Genomic DNA, 26901 nt, shown 5'->3' with positions numbered 1-26901 from the left:
GCGGCCGGGCGGATCAGCCGCCGAGTGCCGCCAGCACCACCTGCTTGGCCTCGTCCTGCACCTGGGAGAGGTGGTCGGGTCCCCGGAACGACTCGGCGTAGATCTTGTAGACGTCCTCGGTGCCCGAGGGGCGGGCCGCGAACCAGGCGTTCTCGGTGGTCACCTTGATGCCGCCGATGGGGGCGCCGTTACCCGGGGCCTCGGTGAGCACGGCGGTGACCGGCTCGCCGGCGAGGGTGTCGGCAGTGACCTGGGCCGGGGACAACTCGGCCAGGCGGGCCTTCTCCTCGCGGGAGGCCGGTGCGTCGATGCGGGCGTAGGCGGGTTCGCCGAAGCGGGCGGCGAGTCCGGCGTAGTGCTCCGACGGCGTCCGGTCGGTGACGGCCGTGATCTCGGAGGCGAGCAGGGCCAGGACGATGCCGTCCTTGTCGGTGGTCCACACCGAGCCGTCCCGGCGCAGGAACGACGCCCCGGCGGACTCCTCGCCGCCGAAGCCGAGCGAGGAGTCGACCAGGCCGTCCACGAACCACTTGAAGCCGACGGGCACTTCGACCAGCCGGCGGCCGAGGTCGGCGGCGACCCGGTCGATCATGCCGGAGGAGACCAGCGTCTTGCCCACGCCCGCCTCGGCGGGCCACCGGGTGCGGTGGGTGTAGAGGTAGGAGATGGCCGTGGCGAGGTAGTGGTTGGGGTTCATCAGCCCGGCGTCCGGGGTGACGATGCCGTGCCGGTCGGCGTCGGCGTCGTTGCCGGTGGCGATGCGGAATCGGTCACGCTGCTCGATGAGCGAGGCCATCGCGTACGGAGAGGAGCAGTCCATACGGATCCTGCCGTCCCAGTCCAGCGTCATGAAGCGCCAGGTGGGGTCGGTGAGCGGGTTGACCACGGTCAGGTCGAGCCGGTGCTGCTCGGCGATGCGGCCCCAGTAGGCGACGGAGGCTCCGCCGAGCGGGTCGGCGCCGATGCGGACGCCCGCGGCCCGGATCGCGTCGAGGTCGAGCACGCTCGGCAGGTCGGAGACGTAGGCGTCCAGGAAGTCGTAACGGCCGGTGCCGGGCGCGGCCAGTGCCTGCGTGTACGGGATGCGGCGCACGTCCTTCAGGCCGCCCGCGATGATCTCGTTGGCCCGGTCCTGGATCCAGGAGGTGGCGTCCGAGCCGGCCGGGCCGCCGCTGGGCGGGTTGTACTTGAAGCCGCCGTCGCCGGGCGGGTTGTGCGAGGGGGTGACCACGACGCCGTCGGCGAGGCCCGAGGGGCGGGCGCGGTTGTGCGTCAGGATCGCGTGGGAGACCGCCGGGGTCGGGGTGTAGCCGTCTGCGGTGTCGATGAGCACGGTGACGCCGTTGGCCGCGAACACTTCCAGCGCGGTGATCCGCGCCGGCTCGGACAGGGCGTGCGTGTCCGCGCCGAGGAAGAGGGGGCCGTCGGTGCCCTGGCGTGCGCGGTACTCGCAGATGGCCTGGCTGGTCGCGGCGATGTGGTCGTCGTTGAACGCGGTCGCCAGTGACGATCCGCGGTGCCCGGACGTTCCGAACGCCACCCGCTGCCCCGCCTCGGCCGGATCGGGGTGCAGCGCGTAGTACGCCGTCACCAGCCGGGCGACGTCGATCAGGTCCTCGGGCCGGGCCGGCTTGCCCGCTCGCTCGTGCTGCATGACACCCACGCTCCTCCGGGTCGCTCCTGGGTCCGCTGTCCGCTCGCGATCTCATCTTCCCCCCTGCCGGGGAGGCGAGTCGCTCTTGCCCCTTCCCGGAACGCCGCCGGGACACCCGGGGGCGCGGAGTGCGGCGTTGCAGGTGTGAAGAGCGCCGTTCAGGGCAGCCGGTTCGTCGCCTACCGGAATCCGGCCCCCTTACCGGAATTCCCATACATCGTGAATACGGACGAACAAGCAAGGTGACGTGGTGGTGGATGTGACACCCGACGGCCCGGCCGGCTCCGCCGGCGCGAAAGAGCCGCGGGAGCCCGTGACGAACCTGCCGCGGCAGGCCCGCGAGGAAATGGCCCGCCGGGTGCGGCGGCGCAAGCGCGCCCTGCGCAAGGAGGACGTCCATGTCGTCGAGCCTCCGCTGCTCAGGCGGGCGGTCGGCGCCTCCGCCCTCGGCAACTGCATGGAGTGGTTCGACTTCGGCGTCTACAGCTACCTGGCCGCCACCATCGGAAAGGTCTTCTTCCCCGGCGCCTCCCCCGGCGCTCAGGTGATCTCCTCCTTCGCGACCTTCGCCGCGGCCTTCGTCGTGCGCCCGCTCGGCGGCCTGGTGTTCGGCGCGCTGGGCGACCGGCTGGGCCGGCAGAAGGTGCTCGCCACCACCGTGCTCATGATGGCGGTCGGCACGTTCGCCATCGGCCTGATCCCCAGCTACGCCACGATCGGCATCGCCGCACCGATCCTGCTGCTGGTCGCCCGCATGGTCCAGGGCTTCTCCACCGGCGGCGAGTACGGAGGCGCCACCACGTTCGTCGCCGAGTACTCCCCCGACCGCCGCCGCGGCTTCCTCTCCAGCTGGCTCGACTTCGGCACCTTCGTCGGTTACGCCCTGGGCTCCGCCCTGGTCACCGTGCTGCACTTCCTCCTCACCGACGCCGAGATGATCGCCTGGGGCTGGCGGCTCCCGTTCCTGATCGCCGCCCCGCTCGGCGTGATCGGCCTGTACATGCGGCTCAAGCTGGAGGAGACGCCCGCCTTCCAGCAGCAGCTGGACGAGCACGAGAAGAGCCTCGCCCAGAAGTCGGCGGGCAGCGAGTTCAGGACCATCATCAGGAACCACTGGGGCGCCCTGCTCATCTGCATGGGCCTGGTGCTGCTCTACAACGTCACCAACTACATGGTCACCGGCTACCTGCCGACCTACCAGACGGAGGTCCTGCACCGCCCCAGCGGCTCCGCCGATGTTCTGGTATTGGTGGGCATGGTGTGGATCGTGCTGCTGATCACCTTCATCGGCCGGCTCAGCGACCGCGTCGGCCGGCGTCCGGTCTACGGCGTCGCGGCGGCCGCGATGATCGTCCTGGCCGTTCCGTCCTTCCTGCTGATCAAGGTGCACGGAACCTGGCCGCCGGTCCTCGGGGTGCTGATCCTGTCCACCCTGCTGGCCTGCTTCGCCGCGCCGAGCGCCGCCACCCTGCCCGCACTCTTCCCGACCGCGGTCCGTTACGCGGCCATGGGCATCGGCTTCAACGTCGCGGTCGCCGCGTTCGGCGGCACCACTCCGCTGGCCACCGCCGCGCTGGTGCACGCCACCGGCAACGACATGATGCCGGCGTTCTACCTGATGGCGGCCGGTGTCATCGGGCTGGTGACCGTGAAGTTCCTGCCCGAGAGCGCCCAGGTGCCGCTCGACGGCTCCCGGCCGATGGTGGGTTCCGTGGAGGAGCGCAGGGAACTGGTCGCCACGTCCCAGGCGCTGTACGACCACGCCCGCAGCCGGTCGTGACCCGTCACCGCCGACGGCAGGGGCGGCCTGTGTCCGTCCTCGCCGTCGCGCGTGGGAGACTGGGAACACGTACACGGGCACGTCGGGGAGGAAGACCAGTGCCGGAGGGGCGCCCACAGCGTTCGAACAAGTCACGTCTCGCGCTGGTCGCGCTGCTCACCGGTCTGGGTGCCTGGCTGGGTGTGGTGTGCTACTCCATCGCGACCGAGGACCCGCCCGGCGCGCCGAGCCTGACCGCTCTGGCCGGCAGGGTCGAGAAGGCGGCGGCCGGCAGGGACGCGGACGCCCTCCAGACGCTGTTCGACGAGGACACCGTCTCCGACGGCTACGCCGCCGGCTTCCTCGGCCGGCTGGGAGAGCACCCGCCCCCGTTGCGGGCACGGGTGGGGCACCGGGGCGGCCACGACTTCGTCCTGCTGCGCTCCGCGCGGGACGACTCCCTGTGCACGGCCTGGCACGTCACCGAGCGGGACGGTCGCCGGCTGCTCGACGGCGTTCCGCCCGCCGAGGACCTGTGTGCCCGCTGACCTTCCCCCTCACCCGTTCCTCCGGGCCCTTTCCCCGGGCCGCTGCGGATGCAGGCGGCACAGCGGCCGGTCATTCTGGGAGGGAACGATGGTGCAAAGGAGTGCGTGATGGGCATGCTGGACAAGCTCAAGGGACTGATGAAGGGTCACGAGGAGCAGGTCGACAGGGGCATCGACAAGGGCGGTGACTACGTCGACGAGCGGACCCAGGACAAGTACAGGAGCCAGGTCGACACCGCTCAGGAGAAGCTGAGGGAGCAGCTCGGCGAGCAGGGCCCTGACCAGGACCAGCCGCCGCGCTGACCCCGCCGGAAGACCCGCTCAGGGCCGGGCGACGGCCAGGGCCAGGACTCCCGCCGCGGCCAGGACGGCCAGGGCGGTCAGGACGGACGCCAGGCACCGTGCCCGCAGCCGGCGGTAGCGTTCCTCGTACTCGCCGCGCAGCGCGCGGCACCGGTCGGCGACCCGCTGCAGGTCCGCCCGGGCCCGCAGCAGGCAGTCCCGGACGTAGTGCTCCTCGATCTCCTCGCGCTGCGCGGTGGTCAGCCACTGCATCGGCTCGGTGAAGGCACGGGCCCGCCGCTCGGCCTCGGCGACGCGGGCCTGCCACAGCAGATAGCCCTCCACCTGGTTGACCACCTCGGCGGACGTGACCGGCTTCCCGTCCGGGTGGTCGGCCGTGCCCGTCATCCCGGCAGGCCCAGGTTCTCCCGCTTGTCCGTGACCGAGACCTCGGGGTGGTGCAGGTCGAAGGCCGGGGACTCGCTGCGGATCAGGGGCAGGGTGACGTAGTTGTGCCGGGGCGGCGGGCAAGAGGTCGCCCACTCCAGGGAGCGGCCGTAGCCCCAGGGGTCGTCCACGCCGACCTTCTTGCCGTACTTGGCCGTCTTCCACACGTTGTAGACGAACGGCAGCGTCGACAGACCGAGCAGGAACGCGCCGATGGTGGAGACCTCGTTGAGCGTCGTGAAGCCGTCGGCCGCGAGATAGTCGGCGTACCGGCGCGGCATGCCCTCCGCGCCCAGCCAGTGCTGCACCAGGAACGTGGTGTGGAAGCCGACGAACAGCGTCCAGAAGTGGATCTTTCCGATGCGTTCGTCGAGCAGCTTTCCGGTGAATTTCGGCCACCAGAAGTAGAATCCGGCGAACATCGCGAAGACGACCGTGCCGAAGACGACGTAATGGAAGTGCGCGACCACGAAGTAGCCGTCGGTGACGTGCCAGTCCAGCGGCGGCGAGGCGAGGATGACACCGGTCAGGCCGCCGAAGAGGAAGGTGACCAGGAAGCCGACCGACCACAGCATCGGCGTCTCGAAGGACAGCGAGCCCTTCCACATGGTGCCGGTCCAGTTGAAGAACTTCACCCCGGTCGGAATCGCGATGAGGAACGACATGAACGAGAAGAACGGCAGCAGCACCCCGCCGGTCGCGAACATGTGGTGCGCCCACACCGTCACCGACAGACCCGCGATCGCGATGGTCGCGCCGATCAGGCCGACGTAGCCGAAGATCGGCTTGCGGGAGAAGACCGGGATGACCTCGGTGACGATGCCGAAGAACGGCAGCGCGATGATGTACACCTCGGGGTGCCCGAAGAACCAGAACAGGTGCTGCCACAGCAGCGAACCGCCGTTGGGCGCGTCGAAGACGTGGGCGCCGAACTTGCGGTCCGCCTCCAGCGCCAGCAGCGCCCCCGCCAGCACGGGGAAGGCCAGGAGCACCAGCACGCTGGTGAGCAGCACGTTCCAGGTGAAGATCGGCATGCGGAACATGGTCATGCCCGGCGCGCGCATGCAGATGACCGTGGTGATGAAGTTGACCGCGCCGAGGATGGTGCCGAAGCCGGACATGGCCAGACCCATGATCCACAGGTCGCCGCCGAGGTAGGGCGTGTGGATCGCGTCGTTCAGCGGGGAGTAGGCGAACCAGCCGAAGTCCGCGGCGCCCTGGGGGGTGAGGAAGCCGGCGACCGCGATGAGCGAGCCGAACAGGTACAGCCAGTAGGCGAGCATGTTCAGCCGGGGGAAGGCGACGTCCGGGGCGCCGATCTGGAGCGGCATGATCCAGTTCGTGAAGCCGGCGAACAGCGGCGTCGCGAACATCAGCAGCATGATCGTGCCGTGCATCGTGAACGCCTGGTTGTACTGCTCCGTCGACACGATCTGCAGACCCGGGCGGGCCAGCTCCGCGCGGATCACCATCGCCAGGATGCCGCCGAACAGGAAGAACAGGAACGTGGTGACCAGGTAGAGCGAACCGATCGTCTTGTGATCGGTCGTCGTCACCCACTTCACCACCACGGCGCCGGGCCGCAGGGGACGACGGGGGGCGGCGGTTTCCCGCGTGGGGTGATGGACGTCTGTCATGCGGCCCGTAACACGCTTTCTCTCAAGAGATGGGTACGTGATAGGTCCACGCGGCGTCCCGCAGGGCCCAGGAGCATCCTTCCGCCTCGCGCCGCCGAACTCCCGGCCGTCGTCGCCCTGACGGAGTAACGCCCGGCCCATTGCACCCGATCGGCCTACACCGTTCGCGGTCACGGCCGCCGGTGCGGCCTACCGGGCGGCGTACGGCGGCAGCTGCGCCGGGCTCACCCGCTCTCCCAGCACCTTGGACATGAACTCCACCAGCCACCGCTGGGAGGGGCTGCGGGAGGACTCGTGCCGGGCGTACAGGGCCACCTCGATCGGTTCGGTCTCGAACGGGAGCCGGGCCAGGCGCAGGGGGCGGAAGGAGGTGAAGACCTCGCCGACGTACTCGGGGACGATGGCGATCAGGTCGGTCTGCTCCAGCAGGTAGGGCAGCATCGAGAAGCGGGTGGCCTCCACCACCACCCGGTCCAGGAGCCCGTGGGCGGCGAGCGCCGCCCGCGGCACCACGTGTCCGCTGGGACCGAAGACCGTGGCGTGGTGCTCGGCCGCGAGTTCCGGCAGGGTGACCGTCTCGCCCCGCACCCGCGGGTGGTCGGCGGCGACCATGCCGACGTAGCGCTCGTTGAAGAGCGGGATCCGCACGGTCCGGTGGGAGGTCAGCACCGGGGTGGCCACGAACGCGTCGAGGTCGCCGCGGTGCAGCTGGTCCTCGGCCTCGTCGACGTCGAGCGGCCGGACGGTGAAGGACGCCCGGGGCGCGTGTTTGCGGGCCGCGGCCAGCAGGCGCGGCAGCAGGGTCGCCTCGCCCAGGTCGGACAGGGCCACCGTGAAGCGGCCCGGCATGGTCTCGGGGTCGAAGACGTCGGCCTGCCGGACGGTGCCGTCGATGTCCGCCAGGGCGCGCTGCAGCGGCTCGTACAGCCGGCGGGCACCGGCGGTCGGCGTCAGTCCGCGTCCGGTGCGCCGGAACAGCTCGTCCCCGAAGTGCCGGCGGAGCTTGCCCAGACTGTAGCTGACGGTGGGCTGGGTGACGTGGAGCGCCTCGGCGGTGGCCGTGACACTGCCGGTCTCGTACAGCAGTACGAAGACGCGGGCGAGGTTGAGGTCGAAGTTCCTCATATCGAAACAGTCTATGTCGCGACGGTAAAAGATTTATTGGTGCTCATGTCGGGGCTTGCCTAGCGTGTCGTGCGTCACTCGGAAAGGAACGTCTGTGCCATCCGTACGTCGTCTCTGCCACGAGTTCCTGGAGCGCCAGGGACTCACCACCGTGTTCGGCAACCCGGGCTCCAACGAGCTGCCCTTCCTCGCCGGCCTGCCCGACGGCTTCCGCTACGTCCTGGGCCTGCACGAGGGCGCCGTGGTGGGCATGGCCGACGGTTACGCGCAGGCGACCGGCCGGCCCGCCCTGGTCAACCTGCACGCGGCCTCCGGCTCCGGGAACGCGATGGGCGCGCTGACGAACGCCGTGGCCTCCCGCACCCCGCTCGTGGTCGTCGCCGGCCAGCAGGTGCGCTCCGCCATCGGCCCGGAGGCCAACCTGTCCAACGTCGACGCCCCGGCGCTGATGAAGCCGCTGGTCGGCTGGGCGGCGGAGCCGGCGTGCGCCGAGGACGTGCCGCGCGCCCTGGCGCAGGCCGTCTTCGAGGCCGAGCTGCAGCGCCGGCCGACCTACCTGTCCGTCCCCTACGACGACTGGGCGGCCGACGCCGGCGACAACGCCCTGGCGGTCCTCGACCGGCGGGTCGGGCGCGCCGGTGTGCCCGACGCCGAGCAGGGCCGCAGGCTGGCCGAGCAGGTGGCCGCCGCCCGGCGGCCCGCGCTGGTGCTCGGCGGCGACATCGACTCGGCCGGCCTCTTCGACGACGCGGTCCGGCTGGCCGAGCGGCTGGGCGGCCCGGTGTGGGCGGCCCCGTCGCAGTTCCGGTTGCCCTTCCCCAACCGGCACCCGCTGTTCCGCGGGGTGCTGCCCGCCGGGATCGCGCCCGTCTGCGAGGCGTTCGAGGGCCACGACCTCGTGCTGGTGCTGGGCGCGCCCGTGTTCCGCTACCACGAGTACCTGCCCGGCCGGTACCTGCCCGAGGGCACCCGGCTGATCCAGGTGACCGAGGACGCCTCCGCCGCGGCCCGGGCGCCGATGGGCGAGGCGCTGGTCGCCGACCCCGGGGCGGTCATCGACCTGCTCGTCAAGGTACTGGACGCCCCCGGGGCGCCCGCCGGCGCCTTCCGGCCGGTGCCCGAGCCGCCCACCGGCGACGGCCCGCGTCTGCACCCCGAGCAGGTCTTCGCCGCGCTGCGCGACGAGATGCCCGAGGACACCGCGTACGTGGTCGAGTCGACCTCCACGAACTCCTCCTGGTGGCGCCAGATGGACCTGCGCCGCCCCGGCTCGTACTACTTCCCGGCGGCCGGCGGACTCGGGTTCGGGCTGCCCGGCGCGGTCGGGGTCGCCCTGGGGCAACCCGACCGCCCGGTGGTCGGCGTCGTCGGGGACGGCTCGGCCAACTACGGGATCACCGCCCTGTGGACGGCCGCCCAGCACCGGGTGCCGCTCACCGTCGTACTGCTGCGCAACGGCACATACGGGGCGCTGCGCTGGTTCAGCGGGCTGCTCGGCGTGCCGGACGCGCCCGGCCTGGACCTCCCCGGTCTGGACTTCACCCGCATCGCCGAGGGCTACGGCGTGCGCTCCCGGCACGTCGGCGGCGTCGAGGAGCTGCGTGCCGCCCTGGCCGAGCGCCCGGACCACCCGCGGCTCATCCAGGTGGACACCGCGCTCACCACCCCGTCCTGACCGACCCCCCTGTGAAGAAGAGAGGGAAACCGATGGCACTCCTGGACAGCGAGGTCTGGGGCAGGAAGTTCTTCAGCGACGGCTGGCGGGCCGCGTCCGCCGAGCAGCCGGTCGTCGAGCCAGCCACCGGCGAGCAGCTGGCGACGGCGGGCCTGGCCACCGCCGGGGACGTGGCCCGTGCCTCCGCCCGGGCGGCCGAGGCCCAGCGCGCCTGGGCGGCGGCCTCCCCGCAGCAGCGGGCCGCCGTGCTGCGCCGGGCGGGCGAACTGCTGGCCGAGCACGCCTCCGAGATCCAGGACTGGCTGGTGCGCGAGGCCGGTTCCGTACGGGCCAAGGCCGCCTTCGAGGTGCAGCTCGCCGTGGGCGAGTGCTTCGAGTGCGCGGGTCTGCCGACGCACCCGCAGGGCGAGGTGCTCACCTCCGAGGACGCCCGCTGGTCCCTGTCCCGCCGCCGCCCGGCCGGCGTCGTGAGTGTCATCGCGCCCTTCAACTTCCCGCTCGTCCTCGGCCTGCGCTCGGTGGCGCCCGCGCTCGCCCTGGGCAACGCCGTGCTGCTCAAGCCGGACCCGCGCACCACGGTGAGCGGTGGCGTCGTGATCGCGCGCGTCCTGGAGGAGGCCGGACTGCCGGCCGGCGTCCTGCACCTGTTGCCGGGCGACGGCTCGGTCGGCCGGGCGGTCGTCGAGGCGCCCGAGGTCCGGGTGGTCTCCTTCACCGGTTCCACCCCGGTCGGGCGGGCCATCGGCGAGCAGGCCGGCCGCCTGCTCAAGCGGGCCCACCTGGAGCTCGGCGGGAACAACGCGCTGGTCGTGCTGCCCGGTGCGGACGTGCGGAAGGCGGCCTCCGCGGGCGCGTTCGGCTCCTATCTGCACCAGGGCCAGATCTGCATGACGACCGGCCGGCACATCGTGCACGAGTCGCTGCTGGAGGAGTACACCGCCGCGCTCGCCGCGAAGGCCGCGGCGCTGCCGGTCGGCGACCCCGCCCGCGAGGACGTGGCGCTCGGCCCGATCATCGACCGCAAGCAGCTGGAGCGGGTGCACGGCATCGTCACCGACAGCGTCGCCGCGGGCGCCACCCTGGCCGCGGGCGGCGAGATCGTCGGGGCCGGCTACCGCGCCACCGTACTGACCGGGCTGACCACCGACATGCCGGCCTGGCGGGAGGAGATCTTCGGCCCCGTCGCCCCCGTGATCGGCTTCTCGACGCTGGAGGAGGCCGCGCGGATCGTCAACGACTGCGAGTACGGACTGTCCGTCGGCATCCTCGGCGACGTCGGCACCGCGATGAAGCTCGCCGACCGGATCGACTCCGGCAAGGTCCACATCAACGAGCAGACCGTCAGCGACGAGCCCAACGCCCCCTTCGGCGGGGTCAAGGCCTCCGGCACCGGCTCCCGTTTCGGCGGCGCCGCCGCCAACGTCGAGGCCTTCACCGAGACCCAGTGGGTCACCGTACGCCCCGACATCGCCGACTACCCGTTCTGACCCCGCCCGCCCACTCCCGTCCCCAGGGGGAACCTCCCGATGACATCCACCCTCTCGTCCGGCGCGCCGGCGCGGACCGCCACCGCCGGGCACGGCGCCTGGACCGTGGCCCTGTGCTGGATCACCGTCATGCTCGAGGGCTACGACCTCGTCGTCCTCGGCGCCCTCATCCCGACCCTGATCGACACCCAGCACCTCGGCATGACCGCGGGTGACGCGACGACGATCGCGACGCTGTCGCTCGTCGGCGTGGCCATCGGTGCCGTGTGCGTCGGCCCGCTGGCCGACCGGCTGGGCCGGCGGCGGCTGCTCATCGGGTCGGTGGTGCTGTTCTCCGTCTTCACCTTCCTGATCCCGCTGGCCGGTTCCGTGACGATGTTCGCCGTCCTCCGCCTCGTCGCCGGCCTCGGCCTGGGCGCCTGCATGCCGGTGTCGCTCACGATGATGGCCGAGCACATGCCGGCCAGCCGCCGCGCCCGGGCCAGCACCCTGACGATGACCGGCTACCACACCGGCGCCGTGATCACCTCGCTGCTGGCGCTGCAGTTCACCGGCAACTGGCACCTGCTGTTCTACGTCGCGGGCGCCGCCGGTCTCGTCGTCGCCGCCGTCCAGTGGTTCCGGCTGCCGGAGTCGGAGGCCTTCGTCCAGGCCAAGCAGGCGACCGACACCCAGCGGGTCCCGCTCACCGAGCTGCTCAAGCCGGCCTACCTGCGCGCCGGCATCGGCATCTGGGTCGCGTCCTTCATGGGGCTGCTGCTGGTCTACGGTCTGAACACCTGGCTGCCCAAGCTGATGAACGACGCCGGCTACCCCGTCCCCACGGCCGTCACCCAGCTCCTCATCCTCAACGTCGGCGGCGTCGTCGGCCTGGTCATCGGCGGTTTCGTCGCCGACCGGCGCGGCATCAAGGGCACCACGCTCGGCTGGTTCGGGGCGTCGGTGCTGATGCTGGCCTGCCTGAGCATCAAGATGAGCAGCAACCTGATGCTCAACACCGTCGTCTTCTTCACCGGCGTGTTCGTCTTCTCCGCCATGGTGCTCGTCTACGCCTACGTGACCCACTACTACCCGGCCCCGGTGCGCAGCACCGCCCTCGGTTCGGCCTCCGGCATCGGCCGGATCGGCTCGATCGTCGGCCCGACCATCACCGGCGCCCTGGTCACCGCGGGGATCGGCCACCCCTGGGGCTTCTACTTCTTCGCCGCGGTCGCGGTCCTCGGCTTCCTCGCCGTACTGACCCTGCCGCGCCGCCCGCGGCACACCGAGCCGGAGGCCGTCGAGCCCGCCGCCTGACACTCCCCGGCACAACGACCCGGCCCCGCCCGCAAGGGCCGAAACCGGGCCGTCGCCATGTGCGCACGGCACGCGGTACGCGCGCCGGCCGTGTCCGGTCAGCGGGTGGCGGCGGGTTTGGGGAGGGGGAATTCCGCCCAGATGACCTTGCCCTGGGGCGAGTAGCGGGTGCCCCAGCGTTCGGTCGTCCGGGAGACCAGGAACAAGCCGCGGCCGCCCTCCTCGGTCGTGGCGGCGTAGCGCAGGTGCGGTGAGGTGCTGGTGCCGTCGGAGACCTCGCAGATCAGGGTGCGGTCGTGGATCAGGCGGACGTGGATCGGCGCGCAGCCGTGGCGGATGGCGTTGGTGACGAGTTCGCTCAGGACGAGTTCCATGCTGAAGTCGAGCTCGGACAGGCCCCACTCGTCGAGCTTGCCGGCGGCGGCGAGGCGTATCCCGGCGACGGCGGCCGGGTCGGGCGGTACGTCCCAGTCGGCGACCCGGCCGGGCGGCAGCGCGCGGGTCCGGGCGATGAGCAGGGCGACGTCGTCCTTGGGCCGCGACGGCAGCAGCGCGTCCAGCACGGCCCGGCAGCTCTGCTCCGGCGGCCGGTCGGGGTGGCCGGCGAGGGCCTCGCGCAGCAGTTCCATGCCCACGTCCAGGTCGCGCCTGCGGTCCTCGACGAGGCCGTCGGTGTAGAGGACGAGCTGGGTGCCCTCGGCGAGCTCGAGCTCGGCCGTCCGGAAGGGCATGCCGCCCAGGCCCAGGGGCGGCCCGTGCGGCAGGTCGGGGAAGGTGGCGCTGCCGTCGGGGGCGACCAGGGCGGGCGCCAGGTGGCCCGCGCGTGCCATGGTGCAGCGGCGGGTCACGGGGTCGTAGATCGCGTACAGGCAGGTGGCTCCCACGACGGCCGCGGCGGCGTCCGTACCGGCCTCGTCCTGGTCGATCCGGCCGACCAGGTCGTCCAGATGGCTCAGCAGCTCGTCGGGCGGCACGTCGAGTGTGGAGAAGTTGTGCACCGCGGTCCGCAGCCGGCCCATCGTGGCGGCGGCGTGCAGCCCGTGCCCGACCACGTCGCCGACGACGAGCGCCACCCGGCCGCCCGGCAACGGGATCACGTCGAACCAGTCGCCGCTGACGCCCGACTGGGCGGGCAGGTAGCGGTAGCCGACCTCCAGGGCGCTCTGCTCGGGCAGGGCCCGGGGCAGCAGGCTGCGCTGGAGGGTGACCGCCAGCGCGTGCTCACGGGCGTACCGGCGGGCGTTGTCGATGCTGACCGCGGCCCGGGCGACCAGTTCCTCGGCCAGGGACAGCTCCTCCTCGTCGAACGGGCCGTGCTCCTTGGAGCGCCAGAAGTTGGCCACGCCCAGCACGACTCCGCGGGCCTGGATCGGGGCCGAGATGAGCGAGTGGATGCCGTAGTCGACGATCGCCGCGGCGCGCTCCGGGTCCTGCGCGCGCCAGCCCGACTCGGAGGACAGGTCCGTCACCAGCTCCAGGTGTCCGGTGCCGTAGCCGCGCGCCTGGGGCGTGGAGGGGAGGAAGTCGATCAGCCGGCCCTTCTCGTACAGGGGTGGGTCGTCCTGGACGCCGCGTACGGCGATGCGGCGCATGCCGGTCGCCGTGGTGGCCGGCTCCTCGCCGCGCAGGACGGCATCGGCGAGGTCCACGGAGACGAAGTCGGCGAAGCGGGGGACGGCGACCTGGGCGAGCTCGTCGGCGGTGCGGGCCGCGTCGAGGGTGGTGCCGATGGCCAGTCCGGCGTCGTAGAGCAGTTCGAGCCGCTCCCGGGCGACCTCGGCCCGGCCGGAGAGGGCCTGCAGTTCGGTGGAGTCGCGCAGTGTCACCACCGTGCCCTTGGGGCCGCCGTCGCGGTCCGTGGGCCGCTGGTTGACCGCCAGCAGGCGGGCTCCGGCGAGGTGCACCTCGTCGGTGGCCATCCTCCCGGAGGTGAGCAGTCCGACCGTTTCGGACGCCAGCCCCGGCAGTTGCGTCACCGGCCTGCCCTCGGCGTCCGGCGGCAGGTCCAGCAGCCGCCTGGCCTCGTCGTTCGCCAGCAGCAGCCGTCCGTCGTCACCGATGATGAGCACGCCTTCGCGCACGGAGTGCAGCACCGCGTCGTGGTGGTCGTACATGCGGCTCATCTCGTCCGGCGCGAGGCTGCGGGTCTGCCGGCGCAGCCGCCTGCTCACCAGTGCCGTCACCCCGGTGGCCAGGCCGAGTGCCGCCGCCCCGCCGGCCAGGATGACCGGTATCTGCCGGTCCACCTGGCTGGTCACGTTCTTGACCTTCATCCCGGCGGAGACCAGGGCGACCACACGCCCGCCGGTGTCCCTGACGGGAACGGTGGCCTGGACCTCCTGGCCGAGCGGTCCGTCGACGCTTTCGGTGTGGACCCTTCCGGCGAGCGACGGCCCGATGGCGCCGACGAAGCGTTTGCCGATGCGGTCGGGCAGGGGGTGGGTGTAGCGGATGCCCTTGGTGTCCATGACGACGATGAAGTCGACCCCCGCCGACGCGCGCCCCGCCTCGGTGAGCGGCTGGAGCACTTTCGACGGGGCGGGCGTCCGCAGCGCGGTCAGGACGCCCGGGGAGTGCGCGAAGGTCTGCGCGACGGCGAGGGAACGGCGCCTGGCCTCGTCGTCGGTGTCCCGCTGCGACTGCAGCATCAGGGCGAAGACGGCGGAGGCCACCAGCAGCACCACCAGCGCCACCTGCAGAACGAACACCTGTCCGGCGACACTTCGCGGGCTCTTTCCCGCCAGCGAGCGCCACGATATGCGCCGAAGGCGGGTGAAACGGTCAACCATCCGGCCTTTCTAGCATCAACCTCACTGAATCGTCACGACTTGGGTGCCTGATCGATCAGCGGGAACCCTTCCTCGGGGGCCGCCCGGCGCCGAAAGGGCCCCGGGCCGCGAAGGCCAGGGCGGCGAAGCGTTCGCCGATACGGCGGTGGGTCCCGGCGTCCGGGTGCAGTTCGTCCGGCAGCGGCAGCTCGGCGTAGTCGGCCTCGCCGTAGAGGTCGCGGCCGTCGAGGTGGTGCAGGTGGGGGTCATCGACCGCGCGCTGCCGGACGATCCGGGCCAGCTCGTCCCGGACGACGGCGAGGGTCAGCCTGCCGCTCGCCCGGTCCGCGGGGTCGCCCGCGGCCCTGAACCGCAGCCGCCCGGCGCCGAGGGCGGTGAGGCCCGGCACGCTGGGGCCGGGTGTGTCCTCGTGGATGGGGCAGTGCAGGGGCGAGACGACCAGGAGAGGCGTGGTGGGCCGGCCCTCGCGGATGGTGTCCAGGAAGCCGTGGACCGCGGGCGTGAAGGCGCGCAGGCGCATCAGGTCGGTGTTGACCAGGTTGATGCCGATCTTGAGGCTGATCAGGTCGGCGGGAGTGTCGCGCACGGCGCGGGCGGTGAACGGGTCGAGCAGGGCGCTGCCGCCCAGTCCCAGGTTGATCAGGTCCACGCCGGCCAGGGAGGCGGCCAGGGCGGGCCAGGTGGTGGCCGGGCTCGCCGCGTCGGAGCCGTGGCTGATCGAACTGCCGTGGTGCAGCCACACCCTGCGGCCCCGGTCCGGTACGGGCTCGACGGGGGCGTCGGTGCGCAGGGCGACGAGTTCGGTGGTCGGTGGTCTCGTTGTGCGGGAGCCAGATCTCGACGTCCTTGACGGTGCCGGGCAGACCGGTGAAGCGGAGGGTGCCCACCGGGCCGGGCCGGTGCTCGGTGGCGCCGGTGGCCATGTCGACGGTCAGGGTGTTGCCGCCCGCCACACTGCCCCGGCCGGCCGGGCGTCCGTCGACGAGCAGGTCGTACACCCCGTCCGGGCGGGGCGGGGCGCCGGTGTAGCGGCGCTTGGTGGGCAGGGTGTCCAGCTCGACGGCGGTGGCCCGGGTGCGGAAGGCCAGCCGTACACCGGAGGGCTGGGACTCCGCCATGGCGAGCTGCGCGTCGGCGCACTGGGCGCGGGCCCGGGCGGGCAGCCGGTGCGGCAGGAGGCCGTGAGCGGTGTGCTCCAGGTCGAGGGCGCCGCGCAGGAGGCCGGCGGTGAGGGGCGTGGTGATCCAGTCGTGCTCGGTGTTCATGCTCTCAGTCGGTCGATGGGGGTGCTGGGGTCCGTCCGGCCGCTCCCGCCGGTCCTGCGGGTTCAGGCCGGGGGCCAGTCGCGCAGCATCGTGTCGAGGCGGTCGAGGATCCACGCCCAGGTCTCCTGCGGGTCGGGGGCGCTGTAGCTGAAGCCGTCGGCCAGTTCGAGGCTGACGTAGCCGTGGAAGACGCTGCCCAGCAGGCGGACGGCGTGCGTCCGGTCCGGCTCGGTCAGGTCGTAGCCGCGCAGGATCGCGCGGGTCATCTGCGCGTGTCTGCCCCCGGCGCTCGCGGCCGCCGTCTCGGGGTCGAGCCGGAGCCGCGCCGCGGCGTAGCGGCCGGGGTGTTCGCGGGCGTAGTCGCGGTAGACGTCGGCGAAGGCGATCAGGGCGTCCCGGCCGGCCCGTCCGGCCAGCGCGTCGGCGGCCCGGTCGGCGAGTTCCTCCAGGGCGAGCAGGGCGATCCTGGTCCGGAGGTCCTGGGAGCTCTTCAGGTGCGAGTACAGACTCGCGACCTTGACGTCGAACCGTCTGGCGAGTGCCGAGACGGTCACCTGGTCGAAGCCGACCTCGTCGGCCAGCTCCGCCCCGGCCCTGACCAGGCGTTCGGTGGTCAGCCCCGCTCGCGCCACGCCGTCTCCCTCCGTGAGCCCCCGCAGCCCTGAAACCATTCAAAAGTTACCTAATCATATTAGGCAGATACCGTCACCGTTTCACCCGGCAAGAAATTTCCACATTGGCATGGACCTGACTATCCAGCCTGGCTAAGCTGCTCCCCGAACCGGATGAGAGCGCTCTCAGGTCGCGGTTGTTCCACCCCCACCTTGTCTGGAACGACGAAGGGCACCTCCTGTGAGACGCACCCGACTTCTCCGCGTCGCCGTGGCCGCGCTCGTACTGCTCGGCGGCTGGGCCGCGGCGGGCACCCTGCCGGCCACAGCGGCCACCTCCGCCACCGCACCCTCCGCCTCTCCCGGGCTGCTGCGGGCGATGCAGCGGGACCTGGGGCTCTCCGCGCCCCGGGCTCAGGCCCGGCTGGCGGCGGAACGCACCGCCACGACCGTGGAACCGAAGGCCCGGAAGGCCGCGGGATCCGCCTGGGGCGGCTCGTGGTTCGACGCCGGGACCGGACGGCTCACCGTGGCCGTCACCTCCGACGCCCCCGCCTCGACCCTGCGCGCCGTGCGGTCCACCGGCGCCGCCGTCCGCACCGTCGAGCACAGCGCACGGCAGCTCGACGCGGCCAAGGCACGCCTGGACCGCTCCCCCGCGCCCGGAGGCGTGAGCGCCTGGCGGGTCGACCCGGCCGCCAACACGGTGGTCGTGGACGTCGTCCGCGCCGAGCGCTCCGACAACGATGTCCAGCGCTTCCTCGCCCGGGCCCGTGAGACCGGCCCGGTCACCGTCCGCACGGTCTCCTCGGCGCCGCGGACCTTCGCGGCCGGCACGGTCGGCGGCGACCCGTACTACACCGGCAACGCCCGCTGCTCCATAGGCTTCTCGGTGTACGGCGGCTTCGTCACCGCCGGGCACTGCGGGCGGCCCGGCGCGGGGGTGAGCGGCTGGGACGGCTCCTACATCGGCACCTTCCAGGGCTCCTCGTTCCCCGGCGACGACTACGCCTGGGTCGGCGTCGGCAGCGGCTGGTGGACGGTCCCGGTGGTCCTCGGCTGGGGCGCCGTCCCGGACCAGCTGGTACGCGGCTCCGCGGAGGCACCCGTGGGCGCCTCGGTCTGCCGCTCCGGCTCGACGACGCACTGGCACTGCGGCACCGTGCTGGCGAAGAACGAGACGGTCAACTACAGCCAGGGCGCGGTGCACCAGCTGACGAAGACCAGTGTCTGCGCCGAACCGGGCGACTCCGGCGGCTCCTTCATCAGCGGTGACCAGGCCCAGGGCGTCACCTCCGGAGGCTGGGGCAACTGCTCCGGCGGCGGCGAGACCTGGTTCCAGCCGGTCAACGAGATCCTCAACCGCTACGGCCTGACCCTGCACACGGCCTGACCCGCCGGCCCCGGGGGTTCCGGCCGGCCCCGGCCGGAACCCCCTTGTGCACGGGCGGCGTACGCGGTCAGGGCGCGGCCACGCGGCGCCCCGCGTGCCGGGCGAGGCGGGCCGCGGTGTACGCGGTGCCGGCCACGAAGCGCATCATCGGCCCGAACATCGGGGCGGCGAGCGATCCGGCGAAGTACAGGCCGGGCACCGAGGATTCGAACCCCGGGCTCAGATGCGGCGCCCTCGAGCCGGGCACGTGCCGCAGCGCACGGAGTATCTCCGGTGACAGGAAGGGGACGGCGTCCAGGTCGAGCCGGTATCCGGTGGCGGCCAGCACGTGGTCGACGTCGAGGACCTCCGTACGGCCGCCCGGCCCGGCGACGGTCAGCCGTACGACGGACCCGGCCGCCTCGGCCCGCACGACACGGTGCAATGTGCGCACCGGTACGACGCCCTCGACCCGGTCCCGCAGCCACCACCCGCCCGAGGGCCGCAGCGCGCGCCGGAACAGCAGCAACCGGGCCGCCGGGGGCAGGCGCCGCACTCCACCGGGAGCCAGGCAGACCGCGGCCAGGACCCAGCCGGCGCCCAGGGGCGAACGGGGCCTGCCGATCCGCCGCGCCCAGGACCGGGCCGGATCCGGTGTCGTCCCCCACAGCACGCTTCTCTCCCGGACCAGCACCTGCGCCAGGGCGCCGGCCTCGTGCAGCAGCGCGGCGCTCTCCAGGGCGGACTGGCCGCCGCCGACCACGGCGATGCGCCGGCCGGCGTACCGGGACAGGTCGGTGTGCTGGCTGGTGTGGGACACCAGGGCTCCGGCGCCCGGACCCAAAGGCGCGAGCCGCCGCAACTCCTCGGGTACGTGGGCCAGCCCGTTCAGGCCGGTGGCCACGACCACGGCGCCGGCGGTGAGTTCGCTGCCGTCGTCCAGCCGTACGGCGAACCCCGGGCCGGACGGGGCCGGATGGACGGCCGCCACCCGCGCCGGCTCCGCCTCACCGACGTACCTCTTCTGGAACCACTGCCCGTAGCGGACGAACACCTCGCACGGGATCGGCGTCAGCTCGGTCAGCTCCGGCTCGCCGTGCACCCGGAGGAAGTCCGCCAGCAGCCCGCCGGGCTCCGGCGCGGACAGGTCGACGGCGTCGGGCGTCGACTTCAGGAACATCCCGGTCGCCATGGCGTGCCGCCAGCTGCCCATGACCTCCCCGAACACCCGCACCGGGACCCCCGCGCCCCGCAGGTGCGCGGCGACCGACAGTCCGTACGGCCCGGCGCCGATCACCACGACCGGAAGCGGCCGGCTCCCCGTGAACGCCCCCTCGCGGGCAGGCCGCTGCCCTGGAAGCGACTGCGTCATGCATCCCCCCGTCGGTCCGCTCGCCGCCTTCCCCAAGACGGCGTGACACTCCGGGATGGGCGCGCCGGCGTACTGCCGTCGCGCTCGTCCCCCCTCCGCCGCTCAGTGTTACCCACGGGCCGGTGCCGGAATGCGACATGGGAACACGTTGCCAAAAAACGGTCGGACTGTTTACCCGCCGGCAGTGCCGGACCCCCTGACCGTTCTCGGACGTGACCGCCGGACCCCCTGACCGTTCTCGGACGTGACCGCCGGCTCCCGTCGTCCGGGCGGACGACGGGAGCCGGCGGTCCGGGATCCGGACCTAGTGGTCCGTGGCGGCCGGGGAGCCGACCGCGGGGGGCGCGGTCATCAGCTTCCCGAACAGGGCCATGCAGGTGGAACAGTGCCCAGCCCGCTGTGCGCTCGCGCCGTCGACGTGCTGACTGAGTGTCTGGCCGCACAGGGTGGTGGTCGTGTGCTTGGCCATGACGTGCCAGACCAGTGCCCCGCCGGGTTTCTCGACTCCTGCACACATCTCATACATGATCGGCTCCACTCCCTCGATGGACGCCTCTCTCACTCCAGGAGACACCGGACAGGCCGTCCGCACGCAGTCACGGACGGCCATTCAGGTGAAAAGTCCGCCGGGGAGCGAGGATCCGGCCGTCGAGCCCGGCGTCACCGCTCCGCGTCGTCGTGCAGGGCGATACGGGCGACGATGCGCTTGCCCACCGGTTCCCGCCGCACCTCGAAACGCTCCACGACGGCCATCACGATCTCCAGGCCGTGCTGCCCCACCCGGCCGGGATCGGCGGCCCGCGCCACCGGCAGCACCGGATCGCTGTCCCAGACCGCGACGTCCACGGCCTCGCCGGCGATCCGCAGGTCCATCAGGATGGGACCGGAGGCGTACTTGCGGGCGTTGGTGACCAGCTCACTGACCACCAGCTGGGTCACGTCCACGGCCCGGTCGGAGACCGTCAGCCCGTGCCCTGCCCGTACCCGGGCCAGAAAGTCGGCCGCGAGACAACGGGCCTCGGCGATGCACGCACTGTCCCCGTCGAGAGCGGCCTCCATGCGTATCACTTCGGTACCCGGTACTGGTTCCTCGCCGCCGAGGAGGACGGATTCCATCCCAACCGCCTTCACCACCCTGTTCACGGGCTGCGCATACCCCTCTTCTCGCCGGCCACGCCTCCCGAATCGGTGTCAGCTGCGTCACACAGGCATCGGCGGACGACGCCCGTTTCGCGCCGCGAGCCGCCCGGCCCCGTCGCGCAGCGTTGCCGGAGGCCGTTTTCCACTACCGGCAGTAACATGATCAACTCTGACGCAGGCGTTCCCTACTGGCGAGTAGGAAACGTCGCGCCGCCAGACACCCCCCTGTCACCCCCCTGCGAAGGATCCTCATGCCGTCTCCGGATGACGCTCTGCAGCAAGCGCGTTCCGATTACGAACAGCACATGCGGACATGCCGCCAATGTCATGTGCACGCCATGCAGTGTGCCGTGGCCAAGCACCTCCTGCGCGTCTACAACAACGCCCGAAGGGGTCTGGCCCGCAGCAAGTGACATGACGGAGGGGCGGCGGCAGGGCCGGTTCCAGGCTCCTGCCACCGCCCCTTTTTCACAGCCTGCGGTGCCTCACGCGGCGCCGCGCCTGATCCGGCGGAGCAGGACGAATCCCGCGATCACGAGCACCGCTCCGGCGGCCGCCGGCCACAACTGGGCTCCGGTCTCGGCGAGATCACCCCTGACGGCCTGGGGTTCGGTCTGCGCGCCCGCTGCCCGGTCGTCGCCGCCGGGAGCCGGCGTCCGGGTGGGCGTGCCCACCTCGCCGCCGCTCGCGGCCGCGGCGCCCGTGGTGCTCTCCGCGGCCGGACGGGAGACGTCGGACTTGGGCTCCACGGCGCCGGGAGCGGTGGACGCGCCGCGCGCCGGCTCCTCGGCCGGTGCGCCGGCCGAGGGCTTCGCCGGCTGCTCTCCGCCCGCCTCGCGATCCCGGCCGTCCCGGCCGTCCCGGCCGTCCCGGCCGTCCTTGCCGGCGCCCGCGCCCGCGCCCGCGCCCGCGCCGTCATCGCCTCCGGCCGGCGCCTCGGCGGTCCGGGACGGCCCGTCCTGGGGTTCCCGCGGCTGCTGCGGCTGCTCACCGGGGTCGGAACCCTGGCCGGCCCCGGAACCGCACCGCCTGCCGCTGTTGATGCAGTCGACCATCTGGCGCATCAGGTCCTCGTCGAAGACGTTGATGAAGTCGCCGTGGTCGGTGACCGGCTTGTGCAGCTGCTCGGGGAAGGAGTCCACGGCGAACAGCGGAGTGGTCCTGCCGCCGTCCTGCAGGCTCGGCGCGTCGACACCGTAGACGATGCGCTGCACCAGCTGCGGGACGGCCCGGAAGCCGTCCGGGCAGGTGCCGCCGGCGTCGGCGAACGCCACGTGCGTACGGTGGTTGGCGCTGTCGGCGTTCCGGCCGTCCCAGCAGCTCTGGAACGTGAAGGTGCGCACCACGTCGCTGCCCTGCGGGCACAGCGGGTACTTGTCCTTCAGCTGCCGGTCCTCGAACCCGGTGCAGGACCAGGAGGCGTTGGCGTTGGCGGGGCCGTTGACGAACGCCTTGGCGTCACCGGTGATGATGCGCAGGAAGCGCGGCATGGCCGTCACCTTGCCGCGCGGGTTGCCCTCGAAGGACAGCGTGACCTGCTTCGGCGTCACGATCCTGCCCGCGTTGCCCTCGATTCCACCGCCGGGCGAGTCGGCGTCCCGCTCCTGGGTGCCGTCCTGCAGACGCAGCACGGGCCAGTAGTAGGTGGACTTGTCGCCCTTGTCCTCGCAGGTCGTGTCGCCGTCGGCCAGGTCCTGGTCGCCGGCGAAGGCGTTGTTGGCCTGGTTGCCGATGTAGTCGTGGAAGTGGTGGGCGCCGTTGGTGACGCCGGGGGCGACGATCACGTTGTCGGAGTTGAACAGGCCGTTCTCGTTGACTCCGCAACTGGAGGCGAAGGTACCGCGGGAGGCGTCCGCCCCCTCACGGGGCTTCTGCACGTTGGGCTGCACGGTGGTGATGTCCACGTAGTCCGCGGCGACGGGACCGTTGCCGGCCTGCCCGCCGTTGCCGCCCTGCTGCCCGCCTCCTTGCCGATCCTGGTCCTGACCGCCCTGGCCCTGCCCACCTTGGCCCTGACCGTCCTGGCCCTGGCCCTGGTCCTGACCGGACCGCCCGTCGCCGTCCTGGTTGCCGGCGTCCCGCAGGGTGCAGGCCGCGAGGTCGTCGAGTCCCTCCGGACGGCCCCCGGCACGGTCGATCGCCTCCTTGATGCGCCCGATCGTGCCGGTCCGCTCCTCCTTGAGCGGATTCATGATCGTGCTCTCGACGGCGCCGGCGTCCAGCCGGCCGTCCTGGGCCCCGCTCTGCACCTGCTGGTACGCCTTGGCGATCTGCTGGTCCAGCGCCGCGAGTTGCTCGTCGACCGTCGCCCTGGCCTCGTCCGGCACCGCGGTGAGCCGGGTACCGACGTCCGGGCAGTCGATCGTGGCGCCTGCCGCCGCCCAGTTCCGGCCGGAGTCCGGCTTCTCGGCGGACTGCCCGCTCAAGACGCCTTCGGTGGCGGAGGCATACACGTTGGCCACCATCAGCCCGCCTCCGCCCAGGATGAGCGCCATCGCCCCGAGCGTGGCACGTCGCGGACCTGTGGGTCGTCTGCGCGTGTTGCGTCTCACCGAAGTTCTCCTACGCGTCGTGTCCGGGCATGGAAATCCCCCGTTCCCTACGGAGTTGAGCGCGGAGATGTTCAACGGCCCCACGAATTGACGGAACTCCCATGACACACGGGCCGGGGGCGGCCGACGGGACCCGCAAGACGAAAGCCCCACTCCCATGACGGAAGTGGGGCTTGTCCACGAGCGCCGGGCAGGCCTTGCACCTGCATCTCCCCACAGGAAGCGGGGCGTCTTTCCTTAGACGACCAACGCATGGCCGAGCGCCGGGAGTTCCGGCGATCCGCTCAAGACCGAGCATAGCCCACGTGCGCGGACCCGGCATGTCGCCGCGCGGGCCAGGGGCCCGTCAGGAGGCGTTCACCTGTACGACGGAGCACCCGGCCGCCCCGCTTCCGGAATTCCGATCGCCGGGATCAGCAGACGCGCCGCCGCGCTTGTCCCATATATCAGCGAAAACGGTGTGTTATTCAGTCATGAATGTATATTCGCGGCGTACCTTGCTCAGCGCCTCGGTCACGGCTGCCGCCTCGGGACTCCTGTCCGCCTGCTCCGGGGTCCGCTCCCGCCCGGAGCCCGGCCCGCACTCGGGGTCCGCGCGGAGCTCGGGCTCGGGTTCCGGGCGGGGCTCCGGGCTCCTCGACGGTGTTCGCCCGTTCGTTCCCAAGGGGCCCAAGGGGTACGTGAACCCGTCCGACCCCGAGGTCCTGGCCGCTGAAAGGGAGCGCGGATCCGGGCGGGTGCGCAAGTTCCGGTTCACCGCCAGGGAGACCTCGGTCGACCTGGGTGGAAAGACCGTCAGGACGTGGGCGTACGGCGACTCGGCACCCGGCCGGGCGATCCGGGTCACCGCGGGTGACGTTCTCGACCTCACGCTCGCCAACCACCTGCCCGTGGGGACGACGCTGCACTCGCACGGGGTGCGCCTGCGCTGCGACATGGACGGCGTACCGGGTCTGACCCAGGAAACCATCAAACCCGGAGCGGAGTTCAACTACCGTTTCGCCGTGGCCCACCCCGGCACGTACCTGCTGCATTCGCACGAGGGCATGCAGCCCGACCGCGGCCTGTACGCACCGCTGATCATCGACGACCCCAGGGAGCCGTTGTCGTACGACAGGGAATGGGTCGTGGTCCTGGACGACTGGGTGGACGGCGTGGACGGCTCCACTCCGGAGGCCGTGCTCGCGGAGTTGCAGAAAGTCAAGGGCCCCGTCCCCAGGGGCGGTTCCGGCCACCACGGGCACTCGGCCCCGCACGGCACGGGCGGCGGCCCCGACCGCATTCTGCGGGGCGCCCTCAGCGACTTGCTGCAGGGCATGAGCGGCAATGTCGACTACCCCTACTACCTGGTCAACGGCTGTGCCCCGCACGCGCCGTCGGTCTTCCGTGCCCGCCCCGGCGACCGTATCCGGCTGCGGATCATCAACGCGGGCGCCGACACCGCCTTCCGGGTGGCCCTGGGCGGCCACGAGATGACGGTGACGCACACGGACGGCTATCCGGTCGAGCACCGCACGACGGACGCGCTGCTGCTGGGCATGGCCGAGCGCTACGACGTCATCGTCACCGCCAAGGACGGGGTGTTCCCGCTGGTCGCGCTGGCCGAGGGCAAGAACGCCCGCGCGCTGGCCGTGCTGAACACCGGAAGGTCGAAGGACCTGCCCGCGCCTTCCGTCCACCTCGACGAGCTGGACGGGCGCCTGGTCCTGGCCCACCAACTGGTCCCCGACGACGCGGTGGCCTTCGCCGACCGCAAGCCGGACCGCGAGATCCGGATCACGCTGAGGGGCAACATGAAGTGGTACGACTGGAGCTTCGACGGCAAGCCCTACTCGGTCGAACAACGTCATCCGGTCCGTCAGGGCGAGCGGGTCAGGCTCGCCTTCCTCAATCACACCGGCATGTGGCACCCCCTGCATCTGCACGGCCACACCTTCGCCCTGACCGGCCCGGAGGACGCCGGGGCCCGCAAGGACACCGCGATCATCCTGCCGCAGGGCAGGCTGGTGGTGGACTTCTACGCCGACAACCCGGGTCTGTGGATGCTCCACTGCCACAACCAGTACCACTCCGAGTCGGGCATGATGACCATCCTCGGCTACCGCAAGTGAGCGGAGCGCCTCCCGCGTGAGAGGGGTGGCCGAGGCCGCCGCGGCCCGTCACTCCTTCGGCGGATCCCGGCGCGCGGGCGGGGCGGCGGGGCTTCGATCCTGGCGTGGGATGACCGCCGTCCGAGGGTGCCCCCCAGCGGGTGGTTCCGAGGACCTGGCCGCCGGGAGGGCGGATCGCCGATGAGGCTTGTCGTCGACCTCAACAAGTGCCAGGGATACGCGCAGTGCGCGTTCCTCGCGCCGGACGTGTTCACGATGCACGGCGAGGAGTCGCTCGTCTACAACCCGCGGGCCGGCGCGGAGCAGCGGGAGAAGGTGGCGCGCGCCGTCGCGGCCTGCCCGGTGCAGGCGATCACGGTGGAGGGGCTGCGGGAGGCGTCCGATGCCGGGTGACGCGTTCCACGAGTGGATCCGGCGCGAGGGCCGGATCGTGATCGTGGGTGCCTCGCTGGCGGGGCTCAGGGCGGCCGAGGCGCTGCGCGCCGGGGGGTTCGCCGGATCGCTCACCATGATCGGTGACGAGCCCCACGAGCCGTACGACCGCCCGCCGCTGTCCAAGGCGGTGCTGCTCGGCAAGGCCTCTCCCCAGCACACCGAGCTGCCCAGGCGCCGGGAGATCGACGCGACCTGGCGGCTCGGGGTCGCGGCGACCGGTCTGGACACGGCAGCCAAGCGGGTGCGGCTGGCCGACGGCGAGGAGGTGCCCTACGACCGGCTGCTGATCGCGACCGGTGTGCGCGCCCGGCCCTGGCCGAAGGAGGAGGAGGCCCTGCTGGATGGGGTCTTCGTGCTGCGCACCCGGGACGACGCCGTACGGCTGCACCGGCGGATGGCGGCCCCGCCGCGCCGGGTGTTCGTCGTCGGCGCCGGTTTCACCGGGTCGGAGATCGCCTCCGCCTGCCGCGACCGGGGCATCGCGGTCACCGTGGCCGAGCGCGCGGACGGGCCGCTGGTGGGCGCGCTGGGCGGGGTGATCGGCGCGGTGGCCGCGGATCTGCACCGTGACAACGGGGTGGACCTGCGCACCGGGGTCACGGTCACCGGCCTGGAAGGGGATGCGACGGGCCGGGTGCGGGCCGCCCATCTGTCCGACGGCGGTGTCGTCGAGACGGACGTCGTGGTGGTCTCGCTGGGCGCGACCCGCAACACCGAGTGGCTGGCGGGCTCCGGGCTGGGCGCGGGGCCTCGCGGCATCGCCTGCGACGCGGGGTGCCGGGCCTTCGACTTCCGGGGCATCGTCACCGACGACGTCTTCGTCGCCGGTGACGTCGCCCGCTCCCCGCATCCGTTGTTCGGCTACCAGTTCCTGTCGCTGGAGCACTGGGGCAACGCGGTCGCGCAGGCCGAGGTGGCCGCGCACAACATGATCAGCGCCAGCGCCGACCGGCGCCCGCACCTGTGGGTGCCCGCGTTCTGGTCCTCGCAGTTCGGCGTGAACATCAAGTCGGTCGGTGTGCCGGCCATGGGCGAGGAGATCATGATCATCCAGGGGTCGCTCGCCGAGCGGCGGTTCCTCGGGGTGTACGGCCACCAGGGCCGGGTGATCGCGGTCGTGAGCTTCGACAGCACACGGTGGCTGGAGTTCTACCAGCGGCAGATCGAGACGGGCGCGCCGTTCCCGGTGGAGTACCGGACGGTGGACCGCCGGCCCGAGGGCCGCAGGCCGGTGCCGGCCGGCTTCCCCGACCCGTCGCTGCCGACGCACGGCCCGACCGTGACGCTCAGCGGCTACTCCCCGGCCGACCGGCGTCTGGTCTTCACCCCGGCCCGCCACTGACC

At 72.2% G+C, this 26901-nt stretch carries 20 protein-coding genes and 1 pseudogene; 10 read left to right on the top strand and 11 right to left on the bottom strand.

All coding sequences use genetic code 11. The annotated features are described in order from the left end of the window. Positions 1-13: 13 nt before the first annotated feature. Entirely contained in the window at positions 14-1654 is a 1641-nt protein-coding gene (gene pgm, locus C1I97_RS02445) for a phosphoglucomutase (alpha-D-glucose-1,6-bisphosphate-dependent) (protein ID WP_111001566.1), read from the bottom strand. 250 nt (positions 1655-1904) lie between these two features. Between pgm and C1I97_RS02440 the strand changes: the two genes are divergently transcribed. The 3 genes from C1I97_RS02440 (at position 1905) to C1I97_RS02430 (ending at position 4264) form a co-directional block, all read left to right on the top strand. Continuing rightward, positions 1905-3434, top strand: a complete 1530-nt coding sequence (locus tag C1I97_RS02440) for an MFS transporter (protein ID WP_181446528.1) — start codon at positions 1905-1907, stop codon at positions 3432-3434. Positions 3435-3532: 98 nt separating this feature from the next. Then, positions 3533-3961: a hypothetical protein gene (locus tag C1I97_RS02435; protein ID WP_111001565.1), complete on the top strand. Its 429-nt coding sequence runs from the start codon at positions 3533-3535 to the stop codon at positions 3959-3961. A gap of 108 nt (positions 3962-4069) precedes the next feature. After that, positions 4070-4264: an antitoxin gene (locus C1I97_RS02430; protein WP_111001564.1), complete on the top strand. Its 195-nt coding sequence runs from the start codon at positions 4070-4072 to the stop codon at positions 4262-4264. A gap of 18 nt (positions 4265-4282) precedes the next feature. Here the strand turns inward: C1I97_RS02430 and C1I97_RS02425 are convergent, their stop codons facing one another. From C1I97_RS02425 to C1I97_RS02415, 3 genes are all read right to left on the bottom strand, one after another. Further along, positions 4283-4651 (bottom strand): cytochrome C oxidase subunit I, encoded by a 369-nt coding sequence (locus C1I97_RS02425; protein ID WP_111001563.1) that lies wholly within the window; start codon positions 4649-4651, stop codon positions 4283-4285. Further along, positions 4648-6327 (bottom strand): aa3-type cytochrome oxidase subunit I, encoded by a 1680-nt coding sequence (gene ctaD / locus C1I97_RS02420; protein ID WP_111001562.1) that lies wholly within the window; start codon positions 6325-6327, stop codon positions 4648-4650. The genes C1I97_RS02425 and ctaD overlap by 4 nt, the downstream gene beginning before the upstream one ends. Positions 6328-6516: 189 nt before the next feature. Then, the gene (locus tag C1I97_RS02415; protein ID WP_111001561.1) at positions 6517-7452 is read right to left on the bottom strand and encodes a LysR family transcriptional regulator; all 936 of its coding nucleotides are present in this window, start codon (positions 7450-7452) and stop codon (positions 6517-6519) included. Between the two features lie 94 nt (positions 7453-7546). Here C1I97_RS02415 and mdlC point away from each other — a divergent pair, with 94 nt between their 5' ends. From mdlC to C1I97_RS02400, 3 genes are read left to right on the top strand one after another with little or no spacing between them, the layout of a single operon-like run. After that, complete coding sequence (gene mdlC / locus C1I97_RS02410; protein ID WP_111001560.1) at positions 7547-9127, top strand: benzoylformate decarboxylase; 1581 nt, start codon at positions 7547-7549, stop codon at positions 9125-9127. Between the two features lie 32 nt (positions 9128-9159). After that, positions 9160-10614: a benzaldehyde dehydrogenase gene (locus C1I97_RS02405; RefSeq protein ID WP_111001559.1), complete on the top strand. Its 1455-nt coding sequence runs from the start codon at positions 9160-9162 to the stop codon at positions 10612-10614. 39 nt (positions 10615-10653) lie between these two features. Then, positions 10654-11910 (top strand): MFS transporter, encoded by a 1257-nt coding sequence (locus C1I97_RS02400; protein ID WP_111001558.1) that lies wholly within the window; start codon positions 10654-10656, stop codon positions 11908-11910. Between the two features lie 98 nt (positions 11911-12008). Here C1I97_RS02400 and C1I97_RS02395 read toward each other — a convergent pair whose 3' ends face one another. The 3 genes and pseudogenes from C1I97_RS02395 to C1I97_RS02385 all read right to left on the bottom strand — a co-directional run bounded on the left by C1I97_RS02395 (position 12009) and on the right by C1I97_RS02385 (position 16596). Next, complete coding sequence (locus tag C1I97_RS02395) at positions 12009-14699, bottom strand: SpoIIE family protein phosphatase (RefSeq protein WP_111001557.1); 2691 nt, start codon at positions 14697-14699, stop codon at positions 12009-12011. Between the two features lie 55 nt (positions 14700-14754). Next, positions 14755-15964: pseudogene (locus C1I97_RS02390) on the bottom strand (SGNH/GDSL hydrolase family protein). Positions 15965-16026: 62 nt separating this feature from the next. Beyond that, positions 16027-16596, bottom strand: coding sequence for a TetR/AcrR family transcriptional regulator (locus C1I97_RS02385; protein ID WP_111001556.1), 570 nt, complete (start codon positions 16594-16596; stop codon positions 16027-16029). A 220-nt stretch (positions 16597-16816) separates the two neighbouring features. Between C1I97_RS02385 and C1I97_RS02380 the strand changes: the two genes are divergently transcribed. Then, positions 16817-17968, top strand: a complete 1152-nt coding sequence (locus tag C1I97_RS02380) for a S1 family peptidase (protein WP_111001555.1) — start codon at positions 16817-16819, stop codon at positions 17966-17968. Positions 17969-18035: 67 nt separating this feature from the next. On the opposite strand, the gene C1I97_RS02375 is transcribed toward C1I97_RS02380, so the two are convergent. The 4 genes from C1I97_RS02375 to C1I97_RS02360 form a co-directional block, all read right to left on the bottom strand. Further along, positions 18036-19319, bottom strand: a complete 1284-nt coding sequence (locus C1I97_RS02375; protein WP_111001554.1) for an FAD-dependent oxidoreductase — start codon at positions 19317-19319, stop codon at positions 18036-18038. A gap of 304 nt (positions 19320-19623) precedes the next feature. Then, positions 19624-19836, bottom strand: coding sequence for a hypothetical protein (locus tag C1I97_RS02370; protein ID WP_258382387.1), 213 nt, complete (start codon positions 19834-19836; stop codon positions 19624-19626). 143 nt (positions 19837-19979) lie between these two features. Continuing rightward, on the bottom strand, positions 19980-20435 hold the full coding sequence (locus C1I97_RS02365; protein ID WP_111001553.1) for an ATP-binding protein: 456 nt from the start codon (positions 20433-20435) through the stop codon (positions 19980-19982). A gap of 509 nt (positions 20436-20944) precedes the next feature. Further along, entirely contained in the window at positions 20945-22954 is a 2010-nt protein-coding gene (locus C1I97_RS02360; RefSeq protein ID WP_111001552.1) for a DUF1996 domain-containing protein, read from the bottom strand. A gap of 530 nt (positions 22955-23484) precedes the next feature. Between C1I97_RS02360 and C1I97_RS02355 the strand changes: the two genes are divergently transcribed. The 3 genes from C1I97_RS02355 (at position 23485) to C1I97_RS02345 (ending at position 26899) form a co-directional block, all read left to right on the top strand. Then, entirely contained in the window at positions 23485-25122 is a 1638-nt protein-coding gene (locus tag C1I97_RS02355) for a multicopper oxidase family protein (protein ID WP_111001551.1), read from the top strand. Positions 25123-25302: 180 nt separating this feature from the next. Next, on the top strand, positions 25303-25515 hold the full coding sequence (locus tag C1I97_RS02350; RefSeq protein ID WP_111001550.1) for a ferredoxin: 213 nt from the start codon (positions 25303-25305) through the stop codon (positions 25513-25515). Further along, on the top strand, positions 25505-26899 hold the full coding sequence (locus C1I97_RS02345; protein WP_111001549.1) for an NAD(P)/FAD-dependent oxidoreductase: 1395 nt from the start codon (positions 25505-25507) through the stop codon (positions 26897-26899). The genes C1I97_RS02350 and C1I97_RS02345 overlap by 11 nt, the downstream gene beginning before the upstream one ends. Positions 26900-26901: the final 2 nt, after the last annotated feature.

Source organism: Streptomyces sp. NTH33 (assembly GCF_003236365.1).
GTDB lineage: Bacteria > Actinomycetota > Actinomycetes > Streptomycetales > Streptomycetaceae > Streptomyces.
Note: the sequence above shows the minus strand (reverse complement) of the source record. Positions and strands in the feature narration are given on the sequence as shown.

What these genes read in the sequence shown, in the direction of transcription:
- C1I97_RS02405 (WP_111001559.1), top strand. Translation starts at nt 9,160, where the DNA reads ATGGCACTCCTGGACAGCGAGGTCTGGGGCAGGAAGTTCTTCAGCGAC.
- ctaD (WP_111001562.1), bottom strand. Translation starts at nt 6,327, where the DNA reads ATGACAGACGTCCATCACCCCACGCGGGAAACCGCCGCCCCCCGTCGT.
- C1I97_RS02350 (WP_111001550.1), top strand. Translation starts at nt 25,303, where the DNA reads ATGAGGCTTGTCGTCGACCTCAACAAGTGCCAGGGATACGCGCAGTGC.
- pgm (WP_111001566.1), bottom strand. Translation starts at nt 1,654, where the DNA reads ATGCAGCACGAGCGAGCGGGCAAGCCGGCCCGGCCCGAGGACCTGATC.
- C1I97_RS02355 (WP_111001551.1), top strand. Translation starts at nt 23,485, where the DNA reads ATGAATGTATATTCGCGGCGTACCTTGCTCAGCGCCTCGGTCACGGCT.
- C1I97_RS02415 (WP_111001561.1), bottom strand. Translation starts at nt 7,452, where the DNA reads ATGAGGAACTTCGACCTCAACCTCGCCCGCGTCTTCGTACTGCTGTAC.
- C1I97_RS02360 (WP_111001552.1), bottom strand. Translation starts at nt 22,954, where the DNA reads ATGGCGCTCATCCTGGGCGGAGGCGGGCTGATGGTGGCCAACGTGTAT.
- C1I97_RS02425 (WP_111001563.1), bottom strand. Translation starts at nt 4,651, where the DNA reads ATGACGGGCACGGCCGACCACCCGGACGGGAAGCCGGTCACGTCCGCC.
- C1I97_RS02370 (WP_258382387.1), bottom strand. Translation starts at nt 19,836, where the DNA reads ATGTGTGCAGGAGTCGAGAAACCCGGCGGGGCACTGGTCTGGCACGTC.
- C1I97_RS02375 (WP_111001554.1), bottom strand. Translation starts at nt 19,319, where the DNA reads ATGACGCAGTCGCTTCCAGGGCAGCGGCCTGCCCGCGAGGGGGCGTTC.
- C1I97_RS02345 (WP_111001549.1), top strand. Translation starts at nt 25,505, where the DNA reads ATGCCGGGTGACGCGTTCCACGAGTGGATCCGGCGCGAGGGCCGGATC.
- C1I97_RS02430 (WP_111001564.1), top strand. Translation starts at nt 4,070, where the DNA reads ATGGGCATGCTGGACAAGCTCAAGGGACTGATGAAGGGTCACGAGGAG.
- C1I97_RS02395 (WP_111001557.1), bottom strand. Translation starts at nt 14,699, where the DNA reads ATGGTTGACCGTTTCACCCGCCTTCGGCGCATATCGTGGCGCTCGCTG.
- C1I97_RS02400 (WP_111001558.1), top strand. Translation starts at nt 10,654, where the DNA reads ATGACATCCACCCTCTCGTCCGGCGCGCCGGCGCGGACCGCCACCGCC.
- C1I97_RS02365 (WP_111001553.1), bottom strand. Translation starts at nt 20,435, where the DNA reads ATGGAATCCGTCCTCCTCGGCGGCGAGGAACCAGTACCGGGTACCGAA.